19 protein-coding genes are annotated in these 20,052 nt (G+C 72.3%); 13 read left to right on the forward strand and 6 right to left on the reverse strand.

Features of this window, described 5'->3' with window-relative positions:
• Positions 1–42: 42 nt before the first annotated feature.
• Positions 43–906 (reverse strand): biotin--[acetyl-CoA-carboxylase] ligase, encoded by an 864-nt coding sequence (locus ACGFU6_RS13500; RefSeq protein ID WP_393610531.1) that lies wholly within the window; start codon positions 904–906, stop codon positions 43–45.
• 133 nt (positions 907–1,039) lie between these two features.
• Between ACGFU6_RS13500 and ACGFU6_RS13505 the strand changes: the two genes are divergently transcribed.
• The 4 genes from ACGFU6_RS13505 (at position 1,040) to ACGFU6_RS13520 (ending at position 3,729) form a co-directional block, all read left to right on the forward strand.
• Positions 1,040–2,623, forward strand: coding sequence for an acyl-CoA carboxylase subunit beta (locus ACGFU6_RS13505; protein WP_123523949.1), 1,584 nt, complete (start codon positions 1,040–1,042; stop codon positions 2,621–2,623).
• 14 nt (positions 2,624–2,637) lie between these two features.
• Positions 2,638–2,844 carry an acyl-CoA carboxylase epsilon subunit gene (locus ACGFU6_RS13510; protein ID WP_393610533.1) on the forward strand — a complete coding sequence of 69 codons (207 nt, stop codon included), beginning with the start codon at positions 2,638–2,640 and terminating at the stop codon, positions 2,842–2,844.
• A gap of 75 nt (positions 2,845–2,919) precedes the next feature.
• Entirely contained in the window at positions 2,920–3,048 is a 129-nt protein-coding gene (mmpB, locus tag ACGFU6_RS13515; RefSeq protein WP_260255621.1) for a morphogenic membrane protein MmpB, read from the forward strand.
• A 63-nt stretch (positions 3,049–3,111) separates the two neighbouring features.
• Positions 3,112–3,729 (forward strand): Maf family protein, encoded by a 618-nt coding sequence (locus ACGFU6_RS13520; protein WP_393610535.1) that lies wholly within the window; start codon positions 3,112–3,114, stop codon positions 3,727–3,729.
• A gap of 58 nt (positions 3,730–3,787) precedes the next feature.
• Here the strand turns inward: ACGFU6_RS13520 and ACGFU6_RS13525 are convergent, their stop codons facing one another.
• Positions 3,788–4,246, reverse strand: a complete 459-nt coding sequence (locus tag ACGFU6_RS13525; RefSeq protein ID WP_393610536.1) for a hypothetical protein — start codon at positions 4,244–4,246, stop codon at positions 3,788–3,790.
• Between the two features lie 390 nt (positions 4,247–4,636).
• Here ACGFU6_RS13525 and ACGFU6_RS13530 point away from each other — a divergent pair, with 390 nt between their 5' ends.
• Together ACGFU6_RS13530 and ACGFU6_RS13535 are read left to right on the forward strand one after the other, a co-directional pair.
• A complete protein-coding gene (locus ACGFU6_RS13530) occupies positions 4,637–6,391 on the forward strand; it encodes an acetyl/propionyl/methylcrotonyl-CoA carboxylase subunit alpha (RefSeq protein ID WP_393610537.1) in 1,755 nt (584 codons plus the stop codon).
• Positions 6,392–6,548: 157 nt separating this feature from the next.
• Complete coding sequence (locus ACGFU6_RS13535) at positions 6,549–7,154, forward strand: TetR/AcrR family transcriptional regulator (protein ID WP_393610539.1); 606 nt, start codon at positions 6,549–6,551, stop codon at positions 7,152–7,154.
• Between the two features lie 53 nt (positions 7,155–7,207).
• Here ACGFU6_RS13535 and ACGFU6_RS13540 read toward each other — a convergent pair whose 3' ends face one another.
• Positions 7,208–8,173 carry a DeoR/GlpR family DNA-binding transcription regulator gene (locus ACGFU6_RS13540; protein WP_393610541.1) on the reverse strand — a complete coding sequence of 322 codons (966 nt, stop codon included), beginning with the start codon at positions 8,171–8,173 and terminating at the stop codon, positions 7,208–7,210.
• A 187-nt stretch (positions 8,174–8,360) separates the two neighbouring features.
• A complete protein-coding gene (locus ACGFU6_RS13545) occupies positions 8,361–9,800 on the reverse strand; it encodes an NAD(P)H-quinone dehydrogenase (RefSeq protein WP_393610542.1) in 1,440 nt (479 codons plus the stop codon).
• Between the two features lie 248 nt (positions 9,801–10,048).
• Between ACGFU6_RS13545 and ACGFU6_RS13550 the strand changes: the two genes are divergently transcribed.
• The 3 genes from ACGFU6_RS13550 (at position 10,049) to ACGFU6_RS13560 (ending at position 13,146) form a co-directional block, all read left to right on the forward strand.
• Positions 10,049–10,486 (forward strand): gamma-glutamylcyclotransferase, encoded by a 438-nt coding sequence (locus ACGFU6_RS13550; protein ID WP_024490113.1) that lies wholly within the window; start codon positions 10,049–10,051, stop codon positions 10,484–10,486.
• Between the two features lie 103 nt (positions 10,487–10,589).
• Positions 10,590–11,414: a purine-nucleoside phosphorylase gene (locus tag ACGFU6_RS13555; protein ID WP_393610543.1), complete on the forward strand. Its 825-nt coding sequence runs from the start codon at positions 10,590–10,592 to the stop codon at positions 11,412–11,414.
• Between the two features lie 88 nt (positions 11,415–11,502).
• A complete protein-coding gene (locus ACGFU6_RS13560) occupies positions 11,503–13,146 on the forward strand; it encodes a phospho-sugar mutase (protein ID WP_393610544.1) in 1,644 nt (547 codons plus the stop codon).
• Between the two features lie 68 nt (positions 13,147–13,214).
• On the opposite strand, the gene ACGFU6_RS13565 is transcribed toward ACGFU6_RS13560, so the two are convergent.
• Complete coding sequence (locus tag ACGFU6_RS13565; protein WP_393610545.1) at positions 13,215–14,627, reverse strand: aminopeptidase P family protein; 1,413 nt, start codon at positions 14,625–14,627, stop codon at positions 13,215–13,217.
• A 192-nt stretch (positions 14,628–14,819) separates the two neighbouring features.
• Between ACGFU6_RS13565 and ACGFU6_RS13570 the strand changes: the two genes are divergently transcribed.
• Positions 14,820–15,803 carry a LuxR family transcriptional regulator gene (locus tag ACGFU6_RS13570; protein WP_393610547.1) on the forward strand — a complete coding sequence of 328 codons (984 nt, stop codon included), beginning with the start codon at positions 14,820–14,822 and terminating at the stop codon, positions 15,801–15,803.
• A gap of 31 nt (positions 15,804–15,834) precedes the next feature.
• Here the strand turns inward: ACGFU6_RS13570 and ACGFU6_RS13575 are convergent, their stop codons facing one another.
• Entirely contained in the window at positions 15,835–16,473 is a 639-nt protein-coding gene (locus ACGFU6_RS13575; RefSeq protein ID WP_393610548.1) for a PH domain-containing protein, read from the reverse strand.
• A 146-nt stretch (positions 16,474–16,619) separates the two neighbouring features.
• Here ACGFU6_RS13575 and deoC point away from each other — a divergent pair, with 146 nt between their 5' ends.
• The 3 genes from deoC to ACGFU6_RS13590 are packed head-to-tail and all read left to right on the forward strand — an operon-like array spanning position 16,620 to position 19,922.
• Positions 16,620–17,567 carry a deoxyribose-phosphate aldolase gene (gene deoC, locus ACGFU6_RS13580; protein ID WP_393610550.1) on the forward strand — a complete coding sequence of 316 codons (948 nt, stop codon included), beginning with the start codon at positions 16,620–16,622 and terminating at the stop codon, positions 17,565–17,567.
• A 5-nt stretch (positions 17,568–17,572) separates the two neighbouring features.
• A complete protein-coding gene (locus ACGFU6_RS13585; RefSeq protein ID WP_393610552.1) occupies positions 17,573–19,036 on the forward strand; it encodes an aldehyde dehydrogenase family protein in 1,464 nt (487 codons plus the stop codon).
• A complete protein-coding gene (locus tag ACGFU6_RS13590; RefSeq protein WP_393610554.1) occupies positions 19,029–19,922 on the forward strand; it encodes an aldehyde dehydrogenase family protein in 894 nt (297 codons plus the stop codon). Before ACGFU6_RS13585 ends, ACGFU6_RS13590 begins: the two co-directional genes overlap by 8 nt.
• The last annotated feature ends 130 nt before the right edge of the window (positions 19,923–20,052 follow it).

The following is a 20,052-nucleotide window of genomic DNA, read 5'->3' on the forward strand; positions in this document are numbered from 1 at the left end:
GGTGGTGCCTTCGGATCCAAGGCGGAGGAAGACAACAGCTTCTCAGGTCAGACCGCCCCCGGCTCCCCGCAGGTGGACGATGTCGCCCGCCGAGACCGGCTCCTGGAGGCCGTCGCCGGCCGACAGGACGAGGCGCCCGTCACCGTCGATCGCCACCGCCTCCCCGGTGAGCGTGCGGTCGCCCGGCAGCTGGGCGCGCACCGTCCGCCCGAGCGTCGCGCAGCCGGCCGCGTACGCCTCCTGGAGGCCGCTCGCGGCGGCGTCCCCGTCCGCCGCGCGCCATTTGCCGTACCACTGCTCCAGTGCGCGCAGCACGCCCCTGAGCAGCGTCTCGCGGTCCGTGGAGACCGCTCCGGCCAGGGCGAGCGAGGCGGCCGTGGGGGCGGGGAGCTCGTCCTCGCGCAGGGAGACGTTGAGGCCGATGCCGATGACGACGCCGTCCCCGGCGCGTTCGGCCAGGATGCCGCCCGCCTTGCGCTCCTCGGCCCCGACGGTGACCAGCAGGTCGTTGGGCCACTTCAGTGCCGTGTCGACGCCCGCCGATCTCGCCAGGCCGGTCGCCACCGCGACCCCGGTGAGCAGCGGCAGCCAGCCCCACCGCTGGACGGGGACCGCGCCGGGCTTCAGGTAGACGGAGAAGAACAGGCCCGAGCGGGCGGGCGCGGTCCAGGTCCGGTCCAGGCGGCCCCGGCCGGCGGTCTGCTCCTCGGCGACCAGGACGGCGCCCTCGGTCAGCCCGGCCGCTCGCGCCGCGAGGTCGGAGTTGGTGGACCCGGTCGAGTCCACGACGTCGAGGGCGCTCCACAGGCCGTCCGGCCGGAGCAGACCGCGGCGCAGCGCGGGGACGTTCAGGGGCGGCCGGTCCAGGTCCGACCAACGGCTGTGAGACGCATCCGAGGGTGTCATGCAAGCCACCCTAGGTGTGTCAAACGACGCACTGCCGAACCGTATCCGCGCCGATACGCTACGGGGCAGTAGCTGTTCATCCGCTGATCAGCAGCACAGTCGTCCCCGTGACCAGGCAGGGAGCCGCAACCCGATGTCCGAGCCGGAAGAGACCGACATCCACACCACCGCGGGCAAGCTCGCGGACCTGCAGCGCCGTATCGAGGAGGCGACCCACGCGGGGTCCGCCCGCGCGGTGGAGAAGCAGCACGCGAAGGGCAAGTTGACGGCGCGCGAGCGCGTGGACCTGCTGCTGGACGAGGGCTCCTTCGTCGAGCTCGACGAATTCGCCCGGCACCGCTCGACGAACTTCGGGATCGAGAAGAACCGGCCCTACGGAGACGGTGTCGTCACCGGGTACGGCACAGTCGACGGCCGCCCCGTCTGCGTGTATTCGCAGGACTTCACCATCTTCGGCGGCTCGCTCGGCGAGGTCTACGGTGAGAAGATCGTCAAGGTGATGGACTTCGCGCTGAAGACCGGCTGTCCGGTCATCGGCATCAACGACGGCGGCGGCGCCCGCATCCAGGAAGGTGTGGCGGCGCTGGGCCTCTTCGCGGAGATCTTCCGGCGCAATGTGCACGCCTCGGGTGTCGTCCCGCAGATCTCGCTGATCGTCGGACCGTGCGCGGGCGGCGCGGTCTACTCCCCCGCGATCACCGACTTCACGGTCATGGTCGACCAGACCTCGCACATGTTCATCACCGGCCCCGACGTCATCAAGACGGTCACCGGTGAGGACGTCGGCTTCGAGGAGCTCGGCGGCGCCCGCACCCACAACACCACCTCCGGGGTGGCGCACCACATGGCGGGCGACGAGAAGGACGCCATCGAGTACGTCAAGTCGCTGCTCTCCTACCTCCCGTCGAACAACCTCTCCGAGGCCCCGGCCTTCCCGGAGGAGGCGGACCTGGCGGTCACCGACGAGGACCGCGAGCTGGACACGCTCATCCCGGACTCCGCGAACCAGCCGTACGACATGCACACCGCGATCGAGCACGTGCTGGACGACGGTGAGTTCCTGGAGACCCAGGCCCTGTTCGCGCCGAACATCCTCACCGGCTTCGGCCGGGTCGAGGGCTATCCGGTCGGCATCGTCGCCAACCAGCCGCTGCAGTTCGCCGGCTGCCTGGACATCAACGCGAGCGAGAAGGCCGCGCGCTTCGTCCGCACCTGCGACGCGTTCAACGTGCCGGTGCTGACCTTCGTCGACGTGCCCGGCTTCCTGCCCGGCGTCGACCAGGAGTACGGCGGCATCATCCGGCGCGGCGCCAAGCTGATCTACGCGTACGCGGAGGCGACGGTCCCGCTGATCACGGTGATCACCCGCAAGGCGTTCGGCGGCGCGTACGACGTCATGGGCTCCAAGCACCTGGGCGCCGACATCAACGTCGCGTGGCCGACCGCCCAGATCGCCGTCATGGGTGCGCAGGGCGCCGTCAACATCCTGCACCGGCGCACGATCGCCGCCGCGCAGGACCAGGAGGCGACCCGCACCGAGCTGATCGCGGACTACGAGGACGCGCTGCTCAACCCGTACGTGGCGGCCGAGCGCGGCTACGTGGACGCGGTGATCATGCCGTCCGACACCCGGGCCCACGTGGTCAAGGGACTGCGGCAGCTGCGGACCAAGCGGGAGTCGCTGCCCCCGAAGAAGCACGGCAACATCCCTCTCTAGAAAGGGCTCTGGCCATGATCAAGGTCGTACGGGGCAATCCGACCCCGGAAGAGCTGGCAGCCGCGCTCGCGGTCGTCCAGGCGCGCGCCGCCGCGGTGGCCGCCGTGTCGTCCGGAGCGCCGGAGCTGCCCGCGCGCTGGTCCGACCCGGGCCGGGTCGCCCGGCGCGGCCGCCATCTGCCGGGGCCGCGCGCCTGGGCACGTACGTACTGGCCCGGGTAGCCGGGTACGCCCGGGGCGGTTGTTGAGTACTCGTACTCAGGCGCGGGCCCGGTCCGCCGCAGCAGGATCGGAAGCATGCTGTGGTCCGATCCCGAGAACAAGCCGCCGAAGGAACTGCGCGACGCCCAGGACATGATGCGGCGCGTGGGTCTGGTGCTCGCGCTGGCCATGGTGGTCGCCATGTTCGTGAGCGGCACCCGCTGACAGGGCGGGCACCCTCCCCTGGGGGCACCGTGCCGGGGCCACCCGCACCGGCTGATTTGTACGATGGCGCGCATGACTGATCCCGCGCCCCGCCGCCTCGTGCTCGCCTCCGCCTCGCCCGCCCGCCTCGGTCTGCTCCGGCAGGCCGGGTTCGCTCCCGAGGTGATCGTCAGCGGGGTGGACGAGGACGCGCTGAGCGCCCCGACCCCCGCCGAGCTGGCGCTGGTGCTGGCCGAGGCCAAGGCCGCCGCGGTGGCGGCGCTGCCGGAGGTCGCGGGGGCCCTGGTCATCGGCTGCGACTCGGTCCTGGAGCTCGACGGCGAGGCGCTCGGCAAGCCGGCCGACGCCGAGGAGGCCACGGCCCGCTGGAAGTCGATGCGGGGCCGGTCCGGGGTGCTGCGGACGGGTCACAGCCTGACGGACACCGCGGCCGGGCGGACGGTCTCACAGACCGCGTCCACGACGGTCCGCTTCGGTGAGCCGACGGACGCCGAGATCGCCGCCTACGTGGCCTCCGGCGAACCGCTGCATGTGGCGGGCGCGTTCACCCTCGACGGGCGCTCGGCGCCGTTCGTGGACTCCATCGACGGCGACCCGGGCAACGTCATCGGACTCTCGCTGCCCCTGCTGCGGCGGCTGCTCGGCGAGCTGGGGATCACGGTCACCGAACTCTGGGCCTGAGCGGGGGCGGTCCGGCCGGGTCCGGGGGTCGTCTCCGGGCCGGAGAGGGGGCCGTCCGTCAGGCCGGGGCCGGGGCCACCGGCTTCTCGGCCTCCGCCCCGGCGGCCGGTGCGTCCCGGCCGGGGCTGTACGCCACCAGCGTCAGCACGATCAGACCGAGCACCACCATCATGAACACGAACGCGGTCCAGCCGATCAGTCCCACCGCGAGCGCACCCAGCACCCCGTGGATGACGGCGCAGCAGATGAGGACGATCCTGGCGATCCGGCCCGGGGCCCGGTCGCGGATGCCGCTCAGCAGGAGCAGCACGCCGCACAGCAGCAGGAAGAGCCCGGAGACCCCGCCCAGCACCCAGGCTCCGTTGGCCATGAGATCGGGATCCGTCCCCGCGAGGGACATGTCCTGGTTCTCCACGAACGTCGCCATGACACCGTTGACGATCACGATGCCCACGGCCTCCGCGAACAGCACGATCGCGGATATGTATGCCACCGTCCGTCGCATCACGGCGCTCACCCCCTGTTACCTGCAGTACGTGCGATAGCGCGGACCCTACTAACCGGTAATGCTCGGGACAAGGGGTTCGACCGCCTTCGCGTCCCGGCGGCACGCGCGGGGGCCGCCAGTTGCGCGAGCCGCCGGCCGCCGGGCAAAGAAACGCGCGGCCGTTAGTGGGAATCAGACAAAGAAACACCGGGCGTCGCTGCCCTTACCGACAGAGACCTGGACCACACCTCGTGGCTACTGTGCGGTTATGGTTCCCGGCGTACCGTGGTTCCACAAGGGATTTCGCGACTTGAGCAGGCCTCGAATCACACTCCGTGTGGGCAAGCTCACCGTTGGGGACGGGTCGTAGGGCCGTGTCGGTAGTCCCTAAACTCAGCTTGTTTCAAGGAGGGAGCCATCGTGCGCAAGGTGCTCATCGCCAACCGTGGCGAAATTGCTGTCCGTGTTGCCCGAGCTTGCCGGGACGCGGGAATCGGGAGCGTGGCCGTCTACGCGGACCCGGACCGCGACGCGTTGCATGTACGTGCGGCCGACGAGGCATTCGCGCTGGGCGGTGACACCCCGGCCGCCAGCTACCTGGACATGGCCAAGGTGCTCCAGGCTGCCAAGGACTCCGGGGCGGACGCGATCCACCCGGGATACGGGTTCCTTTCGGAGAACGCCGAGTTCGCGCAGGCCGTGCTGGACGCCGGGCTGACGTGGATCGGTCCGCCGCCGCAGGCGATCCGGGACCTCGGTGACAAGGTCGCCGCCCGTAACATCGCCCAGCGTGCCGGTGCCCCGCTCGTCGCGGGTACCCCCGACCCGGTCTCCGGTTCCGCCGAGGTCGTCGCGTTCGCCGAGGAGAACGGGCTGCCGATCGCGATCAAGGCCGCCTTCGGCGGTGGCGGGCGCGGGCTGAAGGTCGCCCGGACCCTCGATGAGATCCCGGAGCTCTACGACTCCGCGGTCCGGGAGGCCGTCGCGGCGTTCGGGCGCGGCGAGTGCTTCGTGGAGCGCTACCTCGACAAGCCCCGGCACGTGGAGACCCAGTGCCTGGCCGACACCCACGGCAACGTGGTCGTCGTCTCCACCCGTGACTGCTCGCTCCAGCGCCGCCACCAGAAGCTCGTCGAGGAGGCCCCGGCCCCCTTCCTGTCCGAGGCGCAGAACGCGGAGCTGTACGCGGCGTCCAAGGCGATCCTGAAGGAGGCCGGCTACGTCGGCGCCGGCACGGTCGAGTTCCTGGTCGGCGTGGACGGCACGATCTCCTTCCTGGAGGTCAACACCCGCCTCCAGGTCGAGCACCCGGTCACCGAGGAGGTCACCGGCATCGACCTCGTGCGCGAGATGTTCCGCATCGCGGACGGCGAGGAGCTCGGCTACGACGACCCCGCGATGCGCGGGCACTCCTTCGAGTTCCGGATCAACGGCGAGGACCCGGGCCGGGGCTTCCTGCCCGCCCCCGGCACGGTCACCCTGTTCGCCCCGCCGACCGGCCCCGGGGTCCGCCTCGACGCCGGCGTCGAGTCCGGCAGCGTGATCGGCCCCGCGTGGGACTCGCTCCTCGCGAAGCTGATCGTCACCGGCGCCACCCGTGAACAGGCACTGCAGCGCGCGGCCCGCGCCCTGGCCGAGTTCACCGTCGAGGGCATGGCCACCGCCATCCCCTTCCACCGCGCCGTCGTCGTCGACCCCGCGTTCACCGCCGACCCGTTCACCATCCACACCCGGTGGATCGAGACCGAGTTCGTCAACGAGATCCCGGCCTTCGCCGCGCCCGCCGAGGCCGACGCGGACGAGGAGTCCGGCCGCGAGACCGTCGTCGTCGAGGTCGGCGGCAAGCGTCTCGAGGTCTCGCTGCCCTCCTCGCTCGGCATGAGCCTGGCCCGCACCGGTCTCGCGGCGGGTGCCAGGCCCAAGCGCCGCGCGGCCAAGAAGTCCGGCTCGGCGGTCTCCGGCGACACCCTCGCCTCCCCGATGCAGGGCACGATCGTGAAGATCGCGGTGGCGGAGGGCCAGGAGGTCAAGGAGGGCGACCTGATCGTCGTCCTGGAGGCCATGAAGATGGAGCAGCCGCTCAACGCGCACCGCTCCGGCACGGTCAAGGGCCTGACCGCCGAGGTCGGCAGCTCGCTGTCGTCCGGTGCCGTGATCTGCGAGATCAAGGACTGACCCCCGCTCCTCGCGTTCCCCGGCGCCCCCGTCATGTCGTACGACGTGACGGGGGCGCCGGCCGTTGTCCGCCCGGAGCCTGCGGGCTCCCTGGCCACTGGGCCGGACGGGCGATGGCATCCTGGACCCCCGCGGCGGAATCAGGGAGGACTGCGCGATGGCGACGAGCACAGCAGCGACACCGGCCCGGCCCATGCGCGCCGACGCGCGCCGCAATTACGACCGGCTGCTGGCCGAGGCCCGCACCGCCTTCGCGGAGCACGGCACGACGGCGTCCCTGGAGGATGTCGCGCGGTGCGCGGGGGTGGGGATCGGCACCCTGTACCGGCACTTCCCGACCCGGCACGCGCTGATGAGCGCCGTCTTCCAGGAGGCGGTGGCCGACCTCATCGCCCGCTCCCGCGAGCTGGCCGGGGCGGAGCGGCCGTGCGACGCGCTGGTGGAGTGGCTGGGCACGATCATCACTCATGCGGGTGAGTATCGCGGGCTGGCCCAGGCCCTCATGTCGACCTGCCGGGACGAGACTTCTGCGCTGTCGCGGTGCAATGTGCCGATGCGCCGTGCGGGTTCGGTCCTGCTGGCCCGTGCGCAGACGGGCGGGGCGGTGCGGGCGGACGTGTCCATCGACGACCTGATGCAGCTCACCAACGCGATCGCGCTGGCCGCCGAGCAGTCGCCCGACGATCCGGGCCTGGCGGACCGGCTGCTGGCACTGACGGTGCAGGGACTGGGCGCGGCACATCCGGGCCCCTCAGCGGCCTGAGGAGCGGCGGTACGGGGGCAGCGCCCCCGACACCCGGACCTCCGCCGAACCCGCTACCGGCGGCGCAGGTCCGCCACCCGTGCCCGGTCCGCCTGGCCCTGCTCCGCCAGCACCGAGGAACCCCGCAACGGCTGCGGCCCGCCCCCGTGCGTGCGCCGCTGACCCGGCAGGGGCATGTCCCGGCGGTTGCCCCGCCCGGATGGCCCCTGGTCGGACGAGGCCGGGGCCGGGGCGCCCGAGGGGCCCGCCACCGCGATCTGCACCCCCTGGTCCGCCAGGGCCTGCAGCTCAGCCGCCGCACGGTCGTCGTGCGCGGCCGGCTCGTCCGTCACGAGCCGGGTGATCAGGTCGGTCGGCACCGTCTGGAACATGGTGTCGGAGCCGAGCTTGGTGTGGTCGGCCAGGACCACCACCTCCCCGGCCGCCTGAACCAGCGCCCGGTCCACGCTCGCGGAGAGCATGTTGGACGTGGAGAGCCCGCGCTCGGCGGTGAGGCCGCTCCCGGACAGGAACGCGCGCGAGACCCGCAGGCCCTGGAGCGACTGCTCGGCCCCGCTGCCCACCAGCGCGTAGTTGGAGCCGCGCAGGGTGCCCCCGGTCATCACCACTTCCACCCGGTTGGCATGGGCCAGGGCCTGGGCGACGAGCAGCGAATTGGTGACCACGGTCAGACCGGGGACCCGCGCGAGCCGGCGGGCCAGCTCCTGCGTGGTCGTACCGGCGCCGACCACGATGGCCTCGCCCTCTTCGACGAGACCTGCGGCCAGATCGGCGATGGCCGTCTTCTCCGCGGTGGCGAGATGGGATTTCTGCGGAAAGCCAGACTCCCGCGTAAAACCGCCCGGCAAGACCGCACCGCCGTGCCGGCGGTCGAGGAGTCCTTCTGCCTCCAGTGCCCGCACGTCCCGCCGTACGGTCACTTCGGAGGTCTGGACGACGCGGGCGAGCTCACGGAGCGATACCGCCCCGTTGGCGCGCACCATTTCGAGGATCAATTGACGACGTTCTGCAGCGAACACGAAACTGACAGTAACGCCATCGCCCGATAGTTCTCAGCAGTTTGCGCTGAATTGCAGAAGTTGTTCATACAAGGGGCCGCCAAGTGGTATAGGCGGCCCCGTTGTTGTTCCCTACTGATCGCGGGTGGTCGCGGAACCGCCCGAGTTGCCGGAGAATGCCGGGCCCGCCGGGGGTTCCGCAGCGCGGTTACGCCTCGCCCGCCTGCTTACGGGTGTGCAACTGGCGGGCCACTTCCGCGATCGATCCCGACAGGGACGGATACACAGTGAAGGCGTTTGCGATCTGTTCCACCGTCAGATTGTTGTCGACCGCGATCGAGATGGGGTGGATCAGTTCACTCGCCCGGGGCGCGACCACGCAGCCGCCGACCACGATGCCGGTGCCGGGGCGACAGAGTATTTTGACGAAGCCGTCCCGGATGCCCTGCATCTTGGCGCGCGGGTTGCGCAGCAGCGGCAGCTTGACGACCCGGGCGTCGATCCTGCCCGAGTCGACGTCGGACTGGCTGTAGCCGACCGTGGCGATCTCCGGATCGGTGAAGACGTTCGAGGAGACCGTCTTCAGGTTCAGCGGGGTGACCGCGTCACCGAGGAAGTGGTACATCGCGATCCGGCCCTGCATCGCGGCGACCGAGGCGAGCGCGAAGATCCCGGTGACGTCACCGGCCGCGTAGACACCCGGGGCGCTGGTGCGGGAGACCTTGTCGGTCCAGATGTGGCCCGAGTCCTTGAGCCGGACCCCGGCGTCCTCCAGGCCCATTCCCGCGCTGTTCGGGATCGCGCCGACCGCCATCAGGCAGTGCGAGCCGGAGATGACCCGGCCGTCGGCCAGGGTGACCTCGACGCGGTCGCCGACGCGCTTGGCGGACTGGGCGCGGGAGCGGGCCATCACGTTCATGCCCCGGCGCCGGAACACGTCCTCCAGGACGGCGGCCGCGTCCGGGTCCTCGCCCGGAAGCACCCGGTCGCGGGAGGAGACGAGCGTGACGCGCGAGCCGAGGGCCTGGTAGGCGCCGGCGAACTCCGCGCCGGTGACGCCCGAGCCGACCACGATGAGCTCCTCGGGGAGCTCGTCGAGGTCGTAGACCTGGGTCCAGTTCAGGATCCGCTCGCCGTCGGGGAGCGCGTCCGGGATCTCCCGGGGGTGGCCGCCCGTCGCGATCAGCACGGCGTCGGCGGTGAGCGTCTCCTCCGTGCCGTCCGCGGCGGTCACGACGACGCTGCGCGAGCCGTCGGCGGCCTGGAGGCCCTCGAGGCGGCCCCGGCCGCGCATCACCCGCGCGCCGGCACGGGTGACGGAGGCGGTGATGTCGTGGGACTGGGCGAGCGCCAGGCGCTTCACCCGCCGGTTGACCTTGCCGAGGTCGACGCCGACCACCCGCGCGGCCTGCTCCAGGTGCGGGGTGTCGTCCGCGACGATGATGCCGAGCTCCTCGTACGAGGAGTCGAAGGTGGTCATCACCTCTGCCGTCGCGATCAGGGTCTTCGAGGGCACGCAGTCGGTGAGCACCGACGCGCCGCCGAGGCCGTCGCAGTCGACGACGGTCACCTCCGCGCCGAGCTGGGCGCCCACCAATGCCGCCTCGTACCCGCCGGGTCCGCCGCCGATGATCACGATCCGGGTCACGAAAAGTCCGCCTCGCGTTTCGTCCCGCGGCCGTCTGCTGCCCCGGCCGGGGTCCAGGGGGTCGCCCCGGGTGAATGCAGTACGTACTTCATTGTCCCGCACGCGCCAAGGTGCTTCGCCCCGGGGCCCTCCATACGTGCGCCGGGCCGCCGGGGCGGGGGCCGGGCCGAGCGCGGCGCACCCCCCGAGCGGGCGTCTTCCTCACCGGAATCGACCTCACCGGTGCCACCTCCCGTACCCTCGACCCCATGTCGCTCTACGCCGCATACGCCGGCAACCTCGACGCGCGGCTGATGACGCGCCGCGCACCGCACTCGCCGCTGCGCGGAACCGGCTGGCTGAACGGCTGGCGGCTGACCTTCGGCGGGGAGCAGATGGGCTGGGAGGGCGCGCTGGCCACGGTGGTCGAGGCGCCGCGCTCGCAGGTCTTCGTCGCCCTGTACGACCTGGCCCCGATGGACGAGGACTCCATGGACCGCTGGGAGGGCGTCGGCCTGGACATCTACCGGCGGATGCGGGTCAGGGTGCACACCCTGGACGGCGAGGAGCCGGCCTGGATGTACGTGCTGAACGGCTACGAGGGCGGGCTGCCCTCGGCCCGCTACCTCGGCGAGATCGCGGACGCCGCAGACTCGGCGGGCGCCCCGCACGACTACGTGATGGAACTCCGCAAGCGCCCCTGCTGACCCCCGCCGGCCGGGCCTTCTGTGCGAAAGCACGAACGGATGCCCCGAGTCTCTGTGCGGGAACATCTACGCGCGTAGGGAATCAGCGGTTACGCTCATCCGCGTGAACGCATCAGTTATTCCGGACCACATCCAGGGCGACCCGCGCGCCGCCGCCGCCGACGCCGCCGCCCGCCTGCGCGAGCTGACCGGTGCCGAGACCCACGACGTCGCACTCGTGATGGGCTCCGGCTGGGCACCCGCGGGCGATGCGCTCGGCATCCCGGAGGCCGAGTTCCCGGTGACCGCACTGCCGGGCTTTCCCGCCCCCGCCGTCCAGGGGCACGGCGGCACGATCCGCTCGTACCTGATCGGTGAGAAGCGCGCCCTGGTCTTCCTGGGCCGCACGCACTTCTACGAGGGCCGCGGCGTCGCCGCCGTGGCGCACGGAGTACGCACCGCCGTCGCGGCGGGCTGCAGGACCGTCGTCCTGACGAACGGCTGCGGCGGGCTGCGCGAGGGCATGCGCCCCGGGCAGCCGGTCCTGATCAGCGACCACATCAACCTCACGGCGGCGTCGCCGATCATCGGCGCCAACTTCGTCGACCTGACCGACCTGTACTCGCCGCGGCTGCGCGCGCTGTGCAAGGAGGTCGACGAGACCCTCGAAGAGGGCGTGTACGTGCAGTTCCCCGGCCCGCACTACGAGACGCCGGCCGAGATCAACATGGTCCGGACGATGGGCGGCGACCTGGTCGGCATGTCCACCGTCCTGGAGGCCATCGCGGCCCGGGAGGCCGGGGCCGAGGTCCTGGGCATCTCCCTGGTGACGAACCTGGCCGCCGGGCTCAGCGGGGAGCCGCTGAACCACGAAGAGGTGCTCCAGGCCGGCCGCGACTCCGCGACCCGGATGGGCTCGCTGCTGGCCCGCCTGCTGGACCGCATCTGAGCGGCTGCCCGTTCCCCGGCCCCCGGGCCCCCGCTCCCCGACAGCCGGAGGGGCTCGTCGCGCCCCACCCCCCGAAAGGCGGACCACCGTGACCACGCAGGACCTCATCGCGCGGGCCAGGACCTGGCTCGACGAGGACCCCGACCCCGAGACCCGCGAGGAGCTTGCCAAGCTCATCGAGACCGAGGACCTCGACGAGCTCGCCGGCCGCTTCGCCGGCACCCTCCAGTTCGGCACCGCGGGCCTGCGCGGTGAGCTGGGCGCCGGCCCGATGCGGATGAACCGCGCCGTCGTCATCCGCGCCGCCGCCGGGCTCGCCGCCTACCTGAAGGACCAGGGGCAGGCGGGCGGCCTCGTCGTCATCGGCTACGACGCCCGCTACAAGTCCACCGACTTCGCCCGCGACACCGCCGCCGTGATGACCGGCGCCGGACTGCGCGCCGCGGTGCTCCCCCGCCCTCTCCCCACCCCCGTACTCGCCTACGCCATAAGGCACCTGGGCGCCGTCGCGGGTGTCGAGGTGACCGCGAGCCACAATCCGCCGCGCGACAACGGCTACAAGGTCTACCTCGGCGACGGCTCGCAGATCGTCCCCCCGGCGGACGGTGAGATCGCCGCCGCGATCGCCGCGGTCGGCCCGCTCGACACCGTCCCCCGTCCCGACGACGGCTGGGAGACCCTCGGCGACGAGGTGCTGGACGCCTACCTGGCGCGTACGGACGCGGTACTGGCCGCAGGCTCGCCCCGTACCGCCCGCGTCGTCTACACGGCCATGCACGGCGTCGGCACCTCGGTGCTCACCGCGGCCTTCGGCCGGGCGGGCTTCCCCGCCCCGGTCCTCGTCACCGAACAGGCCGAGCCGGACCCCGCGTTCCCCACCGTCGCCTTCCCCAACCCGGAAGAGCCCGGCGCGATGGATCTCGCCTTCGCCACCGCGCGCCGCTCGGACCCCGATCTCGTCATCGCCAACGACCCGGACGCCGACCGCTGCGCCGTCGCCGTCCCGGACCCGGCGGCCGAGGGCGGCTGGCGGATGCTGCGCGGCGACGAGGTCGGCGCGCTGCTCGCCGCGCACCTCGTCGGACGCGGTGTCACCGGCGTCTTCGCCGAGTCGATCGTGTCCTCGTCCCTGCTCGGCCGGATCGCCGCGAAGGCGGGTGTCGGCTACGAGGAGACGCTGACCGGCTTCAAGTGGATCGCCCGGGTGGACGGTCTGCGCTACGGCTACGAGGAGGCGCTCGGCTACTGCGTCGACCCGGACGGGGTCCGCGACAAGGACGGCATCACCGCCGCGCTGCTCGTCGCCGAACTCGCCTCCGTCCTCAAGGAGCGGGGCCGCACCCTGCTCGATCTGCTGGACGACCTCGCGGTCGAGCACGGGCTGCACGCGACGGACCAGCTGTCGGTGCGGGTCGATGACCTGTCCCTCATCGCGGACGCCATGCGCCGGCTGCGAGTGCGGCCGCCGGCCGCACTCGCGGGCCTGGCCGTCACCTCGGCCGAGGACCTGTCGAACGGCACCGAACTGCTGCCGCCCACCGACGGGCTCCGCTACCGGCTGGAGGGCGCCCGGGTGATCGTCCGCCCGAGCGGCACCGAGCCCAAGCTCAAGTGCTACCTGGAGGTCGTGGTGCCGGTCGCCTCGGCCGACGGGCTGCCTGCGGCCCGCGCGAGGGGCGCCGAGTTGCTGAGCGGCATCAAGCGGGACCTGGCGGCCGCCGCCGGGATCTGAGCCGGGAGGGGCGGCGGGAAGGCCGGACGCCTCCCGCCGCCCCTCTCCGGCTGTGTCCGTACGCCCGCTCAGCCGGCGAAGCGGGCCATCCACGCCTCGACGTCGTCGGCCGACCTCGGCAGGCCGCCGGACAGGTTCTCGTGGCCGTCCTCGGTGACGACCAGGTCGTCCTCGATCCGGACGCCGATGCCGCGCCACTCCTCGGGCACGGTGAGGTCGTCCGGCTGGAAGTACAGACCGGGCTCGACGGTGAGCACCATGCCCGGCTCCAGCACGCCGTCGACGTACGCCTCGTTCCGGGCGTGCGCGCAGTCGTGGACGTCCAGGCCGAGCATGTGCCCGGTGCCCGCCATGGTGAAGCGGCGCTGGAGGCCGAGTTCGTAAGCGCGCTCGGCCGGACCCTCGATGAAGCCCCACTCGACCAGCCGGGCCGCGAGGTGGCGCTGGGACGCCTCGTGGAAGTCCCGGTAGGCGGCCCCCGGCTTCACGGCCGCCATGCCCGCCTCCTGCGCCTCGTACACCGCGTCGTACACCTTGCGCTGCAAGGGGGTGAAGGTCCCGTTGATCGGGAGGGTGCGCGTGACGTCGGCGGTGTAGAGGGTGTGGGTCTCCACGCCCGCGTCGAGCAGGAGCAGGTCGCCGGGGCGCACGGGGCCGTCGTTGTCGGTCCAGTGCATGATCGTGGCGTGCTCGCCGGCCGCGCAGATCGAGCCGTAGCCGACGGCGTTGCCCTCCAGGCGGGCGCGGCGGAAGAAGGTGCCCTCGATCCACCGCTCGGACGAGGCGACCGCGCGGGAGAGTTCACCGATCACGTCGGTGAATCCGCGCACGGTGGAGTCGACGGCCTTGCGGAGCTCGGTGATCTCCCATGCGTCCTTGACCAGGCGGAGGTCGCTGAGCGCCTCCTCCAGTTCGGCGTCGCGCTCCTCGTCGGTGGTGACGGCGTCCTGAAGGGACGGGTCGATGCCCCGGACGATCCGGGTCGGCGCACCGGTCCCTGCGGCCAGCGTGTCGGCCGCGGTGCGGACGTCGCGGCAGGGCAGGCCGAGTACGCGCTCCGACTCCGCGAGCGAGCGGCGCCGGCCCATCCACAGCTCCGCCGTGGGGCCGGTCCAGAACTCGTCGTTGTCCCGGCTGTCGCGGGGCAGCTGGAAGCAGTAGGCGTCGTGGCCGCCGTCCGCGCGGGGTTCGAGGACGAGGGCGCCGTCCCGGGCCAGGTCGCCGGCCATGTGCGCGTAACCGGTGTAGGGCCGGAACGCGTAGCCGTCGTCGTTGGAGCGGACCTTGAGGTTCCCCGAGGGGATCACGAGGCGCTCGCCCGGGAAGCGCGCGGAGAGCGCGGCACGGCGGCCGGCGGCGTACGGGGCCTGCTCACCGAGCTGGAGGTCGTGCCGCTCGGTGTCCGCCCAGCCCGTCCGCATCAGGGCGGACAGCTCATCGGAGATCCCTGCGTAGAGACGGTTCTTCCGGCCTTTCGCCACGTCGTGCACCTTCTTCCGGTGGGTTCCTCGGCGGCGGGGGACGTGCCGGCCCGGTGCGGCCGGGCCGCCCTCGCTGCCCGCCGGTCGTCGGCGGCATCCGGACGCTATCGCCCACCGCGCACCGCCGGGGCCAAGGAGTGCCACTGGCACGGATCGGCCATTCGCCGGCCGGGCCCGTTGGACAATGGGGGCATGACGAACGAGAAGCTCGGTGCGGCGCTGCGGCTCCTCGGGCTCGGTCACCCGGCGGCCGAGGTCTATCTCGCGCTCCTGGGCCTGGCCCCCGCGCCACTGGCCGCCGTCGGCGCGGCGGCCGGCCTGGCGGGCCCGGAGCTCGACGCGGCGTACGGCGCGCTGGTCGACGCCGGCCTGGCGAGCGCCGCCGGGGACGACGGGGACGTGGTGGCCCCGGTGCCGCCGGCCGCGGGGCTGGAGATCCTCGCCCGGCACCGGGCGAGCGAGGTCGAGGCGTCACGCATCGCCGTCGGGGGCGCGTTCGACTCGTTCCGGCGCCAGCGGCTGGCGGCGTACAACGACCACCTCGTCGAGGTCGTCACCGGCGACGCCGTCGGCCCCAGGATCCGCCGGGCCTGGGCGAGCGCCCGCGAGCAGATCCGGCAGTTCGAGTCACCGCCCTACTTCCCGCTGCCCGCCGCCACGGACGACGCGCTGGCCACCCTGGCGCGCGGTGTCACCCAGCGCGTCGTGTACTCGCGGGAGTCACTGGAGCACCCGGGCCATCTGAAGGACGTCATCGAACCGTGCGTCAACGCCGGCGAACAGGCCAGGGTGCTGCCGTCCGTGCCGGTCAAGCTCGTGATCATCGACGACGCGTACGCGCTCGTGTCGCTGTCGATCAAGGAGGCCGATGTGCACAACACCATGCTGGTCGTGCAGCCGTGCGGACTGCTCTCCGCCCTCATCGCCCTGTTCGAGCAGTCCTGGCAGAACGCCCTCCCCTTCCACGGCAGCACCGCCCGCCCCGGCGGCCTCCCACCCGCCGACCGCCGCCTCCTGTGGCTCCTGGCGGGCGGCGCGAGCGACGAGACCGTCACCCGCGAACTGGGCATCAGCCGCCGCACACTGTTCCGCCGCATCCAGGTCCTGATGGCCCGCCTGGGCGCCGCCAACCGCTTCCAGCTGGCCCTGCAGGCCCAGCGCAACGGCTGGCTGTGAGGGGCGGGTCACCCCGGCCGGAAGCGCCCGCTCAGCCCGTCGCGCCCAGCACCACCAGGAGCACCGCGCCCACAACTGCCGGTGCGATGACCTCGTACGCCCAGCGCACCGAGGAGACGACGTCGCCCGCCACGGGCTTGTCGCCCGCGCGTTCGGCCAGTTCGCGCAGGTCCACCACGGCCTGGTCGGCGCCCGCGGTCAGCGCCTTGGTGGCGCGGACATCGGCGGTCACCGATGTCCGGCCGTACGGGTCGTCCGTCGCCTGGCGGGACTGGAGGCGGGCGGCCTTCTTCCGCCGGCGCAGGGAGACCGGGACCGCCCAGAGCTGGTACTTCGTACCGGTCTGCGTGAACAGCTCGCTGGAGTAGCCCGCGCGCACGTTCGCCACGTCGGTCCACGGCAGCGTGATCGTGCGGAACGGGTTGCGGATCCGGATGCGCCGGTCGTTGGCGAACACCACGGGGCGCACGGTGAAGGCGATCACCAGGGGCACCGCGGTCAGCAGCCCGGCCAGCGCCAGCCACGGCACCCGGCCCTCGCCCCGGATCGCGGCGTCCAGACCGATCCAGAGGATGAGCAGGAGCAGCAGGGCGCCCCCGACCAGCCCGGCGGGCGACCGGAAGGTCCGGTCGGCGTAGGTGGGCTCGGCGGGTGGCGTGGGGCTCGTCATGAGCCCGATTCTGCCTGACGGGCGCAAGGGATGCGGGGGCGGCTTCCCGACCGCCGGTCGCCCGGCGCGGCCGAGCCGGGCGATACGCGAACGGCATGGGCCCCTGTACAGGCCGCTACGCGCGTAGATATGCTCATCTGGTGACCATGCCCACCACTGCACCTTCATTCGTCGACGCGACGGCGTCCGACAGTGCGCTGCGCCGCTTCCTGCACGGGCTGCCCGGCGTCGACGCCGTCGGCCTCGAAGCGCGCGCCGCCTCGCTCGGAACCCGTTCGGTCAAGACGACGGCCAAGGCGTACGCCATCGACCTCGCCATCTCGATGATCGACCTGACGACGCTGGAAGGCGCGGACACCCCGGGCAAGGTCCGGGCGCTCGCCGCCAAGGCCGTCAATCCCGATCCCACCGACCGCACGTCGCCGCGCACCGCCGCCGTCTGCGTCTATCCCGACATGGCGGCGACCGCGGTCGCCGCCCTGGCCGGCTCCGGCGTGAAGGTGGCGTCCGTCGCGACGGCCTTCCCGGCCGGCCGGGCCGCACTCGACGTGAAGCTCGCGGACGTCCGCGACGCCGTGGCCGCCGGGGCCGACGAGATCGACATGGTGATCGACCGGGGCGCCTTCCTCTCCGGCCGCTACCTGAAGGTGTACGAGGAGATCCTCGCCGTGAAGGCGGAGTGCGGCTCCGCCCGGCTGAAGGTGATCTTCGAGACCGGTGAGCTGTCCACGTACGACAACATCCGGCGGGCCTCCTGGCTCGGGATGCTGGCGGGCGCGGACTTCATCAAGACGTCGACCGGCAAGGTCGGGGTCAACGCCACCCCCGCGAACACCTTGCTGATGCTGGAGGCGGTGCGCGACTTCCGGGCGCAGACCGGTGTCCAGATCGGCGTGAAGCCGGCCGGCGGCATCCGCACTTCCAAGGACGCGATCAAGTTCCTGGTCCTGGTGAACGAGACGGCGGGCGAGGACTGGCTGGACAACCACTGGTTCCGCTTCGGCGCCTCCAGCCTGCTGAACGACCTGCTGATGCAGCGCCAGAAGCTCAGCACCGGCCGTTACTCCGGCCCCGATTACGTGACGGTGGACTGATACCCATGGCATCCGCATTCGAGTACGCACCCGCCCCCGAGTCGCGCTCCGTCGTCGACATCGCGCCCTCGTACGGCCTGTTCATCGACGGTGAGTTCACCGAGGCCGCCGACGGCAAGGTCTTCAAGACCGTCTCGCCGAGCAGCGAGGAGGTCCTCTCCGAGGTCGCCCGCGCCGGCGCCGAGGACGTGGACCGGGCCGTGAGGGCCGCCCGTCGCGCGTTCGAGAAGTGGTCGGCGCTGCCCGGCTCCGAGCGCGCCAAGTACCTGTTCCGGATCGCCCGGATCATCCAGGAGCGCTCCCGCGAGCTCGCCGTCCTGGAGACCCTGGACAACGGCAAGCCGATCAAGGAGACCCGCGACGCGGACCTCCCGCTGGTCGCCGCGCACTTCTTCTACTACGCGGGCTGGGCCGACAAGCTGGAGCACGCGGGGTTCGGCCGGAGGACGACAGACGGGCACGCCGGCGCGAACCCGCGTCCGCTCGGTGTGGCCGGCCAGATCATCCCGTGGAACTTCCCGCTCCTGATGCTCGCGTGGAAGATCGCCCCGGCGCTCGCCACCGGCAACACGGTGGTCCTGAAGCCCGCCGAGACGACCCCGCTCTCCGCACTCTTCTTCGCGGACATCTGCCGCCAGGCCGGGCTGCCCAAGGGCGTCGTCAACATCCTCACGGGCTACGGGGACGCCGGACAGGCCCTCGTCGAGCACGGGGACGTCAACAAGATCGCCTTCACCGGCTCGACCGCCGTGGGCAAGGCCATCGCCCGGAGCCTCGCGGGCACGGACAAGAAGGCCACTCTGGAGCTGGGCGGCAAGGGCGCCAACATCGTCTTCGACGACGCGCCGATCGACCAGGCCGTCGAGGGCATCGTCACCGGCATCTTCTTCAACCAGGGCCAGGTCTGCTGCGCGGGCTCGCGGCTCCTCGTCCAGGAGTCCGTCCAGGACGAGGTGCTGGACGCCCTCAAGCGCCGGCTGACCACGCTGCGCCTGGGCGACCCGCTGGACAAGAACACCGACATCGGCGCGATCAACTCCGCGGAGCAGCTCGCCCGGATCACCTCGCTCGTCGAGACCGGCGAGGCCGAGGGCGCCGAGCGCTGGTCCGCCCCCTGCGAACTCCCCTCCTCGGGGTACTGGTTCGCGCCGACGCTGTTCACCGGCGTCACCCAGGCGCACACCGTCGCCCGCGACGAGATCTTCGGCCCGGTGCTCTCCGTGCTGTCCTTCCGTACGCCGGACGAGGCGGTCGCCAAGGCCAACAACAGCCAGTACGGCCTGTCGGCCGGCATCTGGACGGAGAAGGGCTCCCGCATCCTCGCGGTGGCCAACAAGCTCCGGGCGGGCGTCGTCTGGGCCAACACGTTCAACAAGTTCGACCCGACCTCGCCGTTCGGCGGGTACAAGGAGTCGGGCTTCGGCCGCGAGGGCGGCCGACACGGTCTGGAGGCCTACCTCGATGTCTGACCAGCGACTGAGTGTCTTCAAGACCTACAAGCTGTACGTCGGGGGCAAGTTCCCCCGCTCCGAGAGCGGCCGGGTGTACGAGGTGTCGGACTCCAAGGGCAAGTGGCTGGCCAACGCGCCCCAGTCCTCCCGCAAGGACGCACGCGACGCGGTCGTCGCCGCCCGCAAGGCCTTCGGCGGCTGGTCGGGCGCGACCGCGTACAACCGGGGCCAGGTCCTCTACCGCGTCGCGGAGATGCTGGAGGGGCGCCGCGAGCAGTTCGTCCGGGAGGTGGCGGAGGCCGAGGGACTGTCGAAGTCCAAGGCCGCAGCCGTCGTGGACGCGGCGGTGGACCGCTGGGTCTGGTACGCGGGCTGGACCGACAAGATCGCCCAGGTCGTGGGCGGGGCGAACCCGGTCGCGGGGCCGTTCTTCAACCTCTCGACGCCCGAGCCGACCGGTGTCGTCACGGTCCTGGCCCCGCAGGAGTCCTCGTTCCTGGGCCTGGTCTCGGTGGTCGCCCCGGTGATCGCGACCGGCAACACCGCGGTCGTCATCGCCTCGGCCGACGCCCCGCTGCCCGCCCTGTCACTGGGCGAGGTGCTGGCCACCTCGGACCTGCCGGGCGGGGTCGTCAACATCCTGTCCGGGAAGACCGCGGAGCTCGCCGCGCCGCTCGCCTCCCACCAGGACGTGAACGGCATCGACCTCACGGGGGCCGACGCGGATCTGGCGAAGGAGCTGGAGATCGCGGCGGCCGACAACCTGAAGCGCGTCTCCCGCCCGCCCGTGCCGGGCGCCGACTGGTCGGCCGACCCGGGCACGCACCGGCTCACCGCGTTCCTGGAGACCAAGACGGTCTGGCACCCGACGGGCGCGCTGGGCGTGTCGGGCTCCTCGTACTGACACGCTGACGTACACGCGGGAGTGGGGGGGGGGGGCGCGCCCGCCCGGGCCCCGGCGCCCCCCCGGGGGGCGGGGGGGCCGCCGCCCGCGCGGCCCCCCCCCCGCGCCGGGGCGGCAGGGGGCGCCCGCC

This window comes from Streptomyces sp. NPDC048462 (genome assembly GCF_043200175.1).
Taxonomy (GTDB): domain Bacteria; phylum Actinomycetota; class Actinomycetes; order Streptomycetales; family Streptomycetaceae; genus Streptomyces.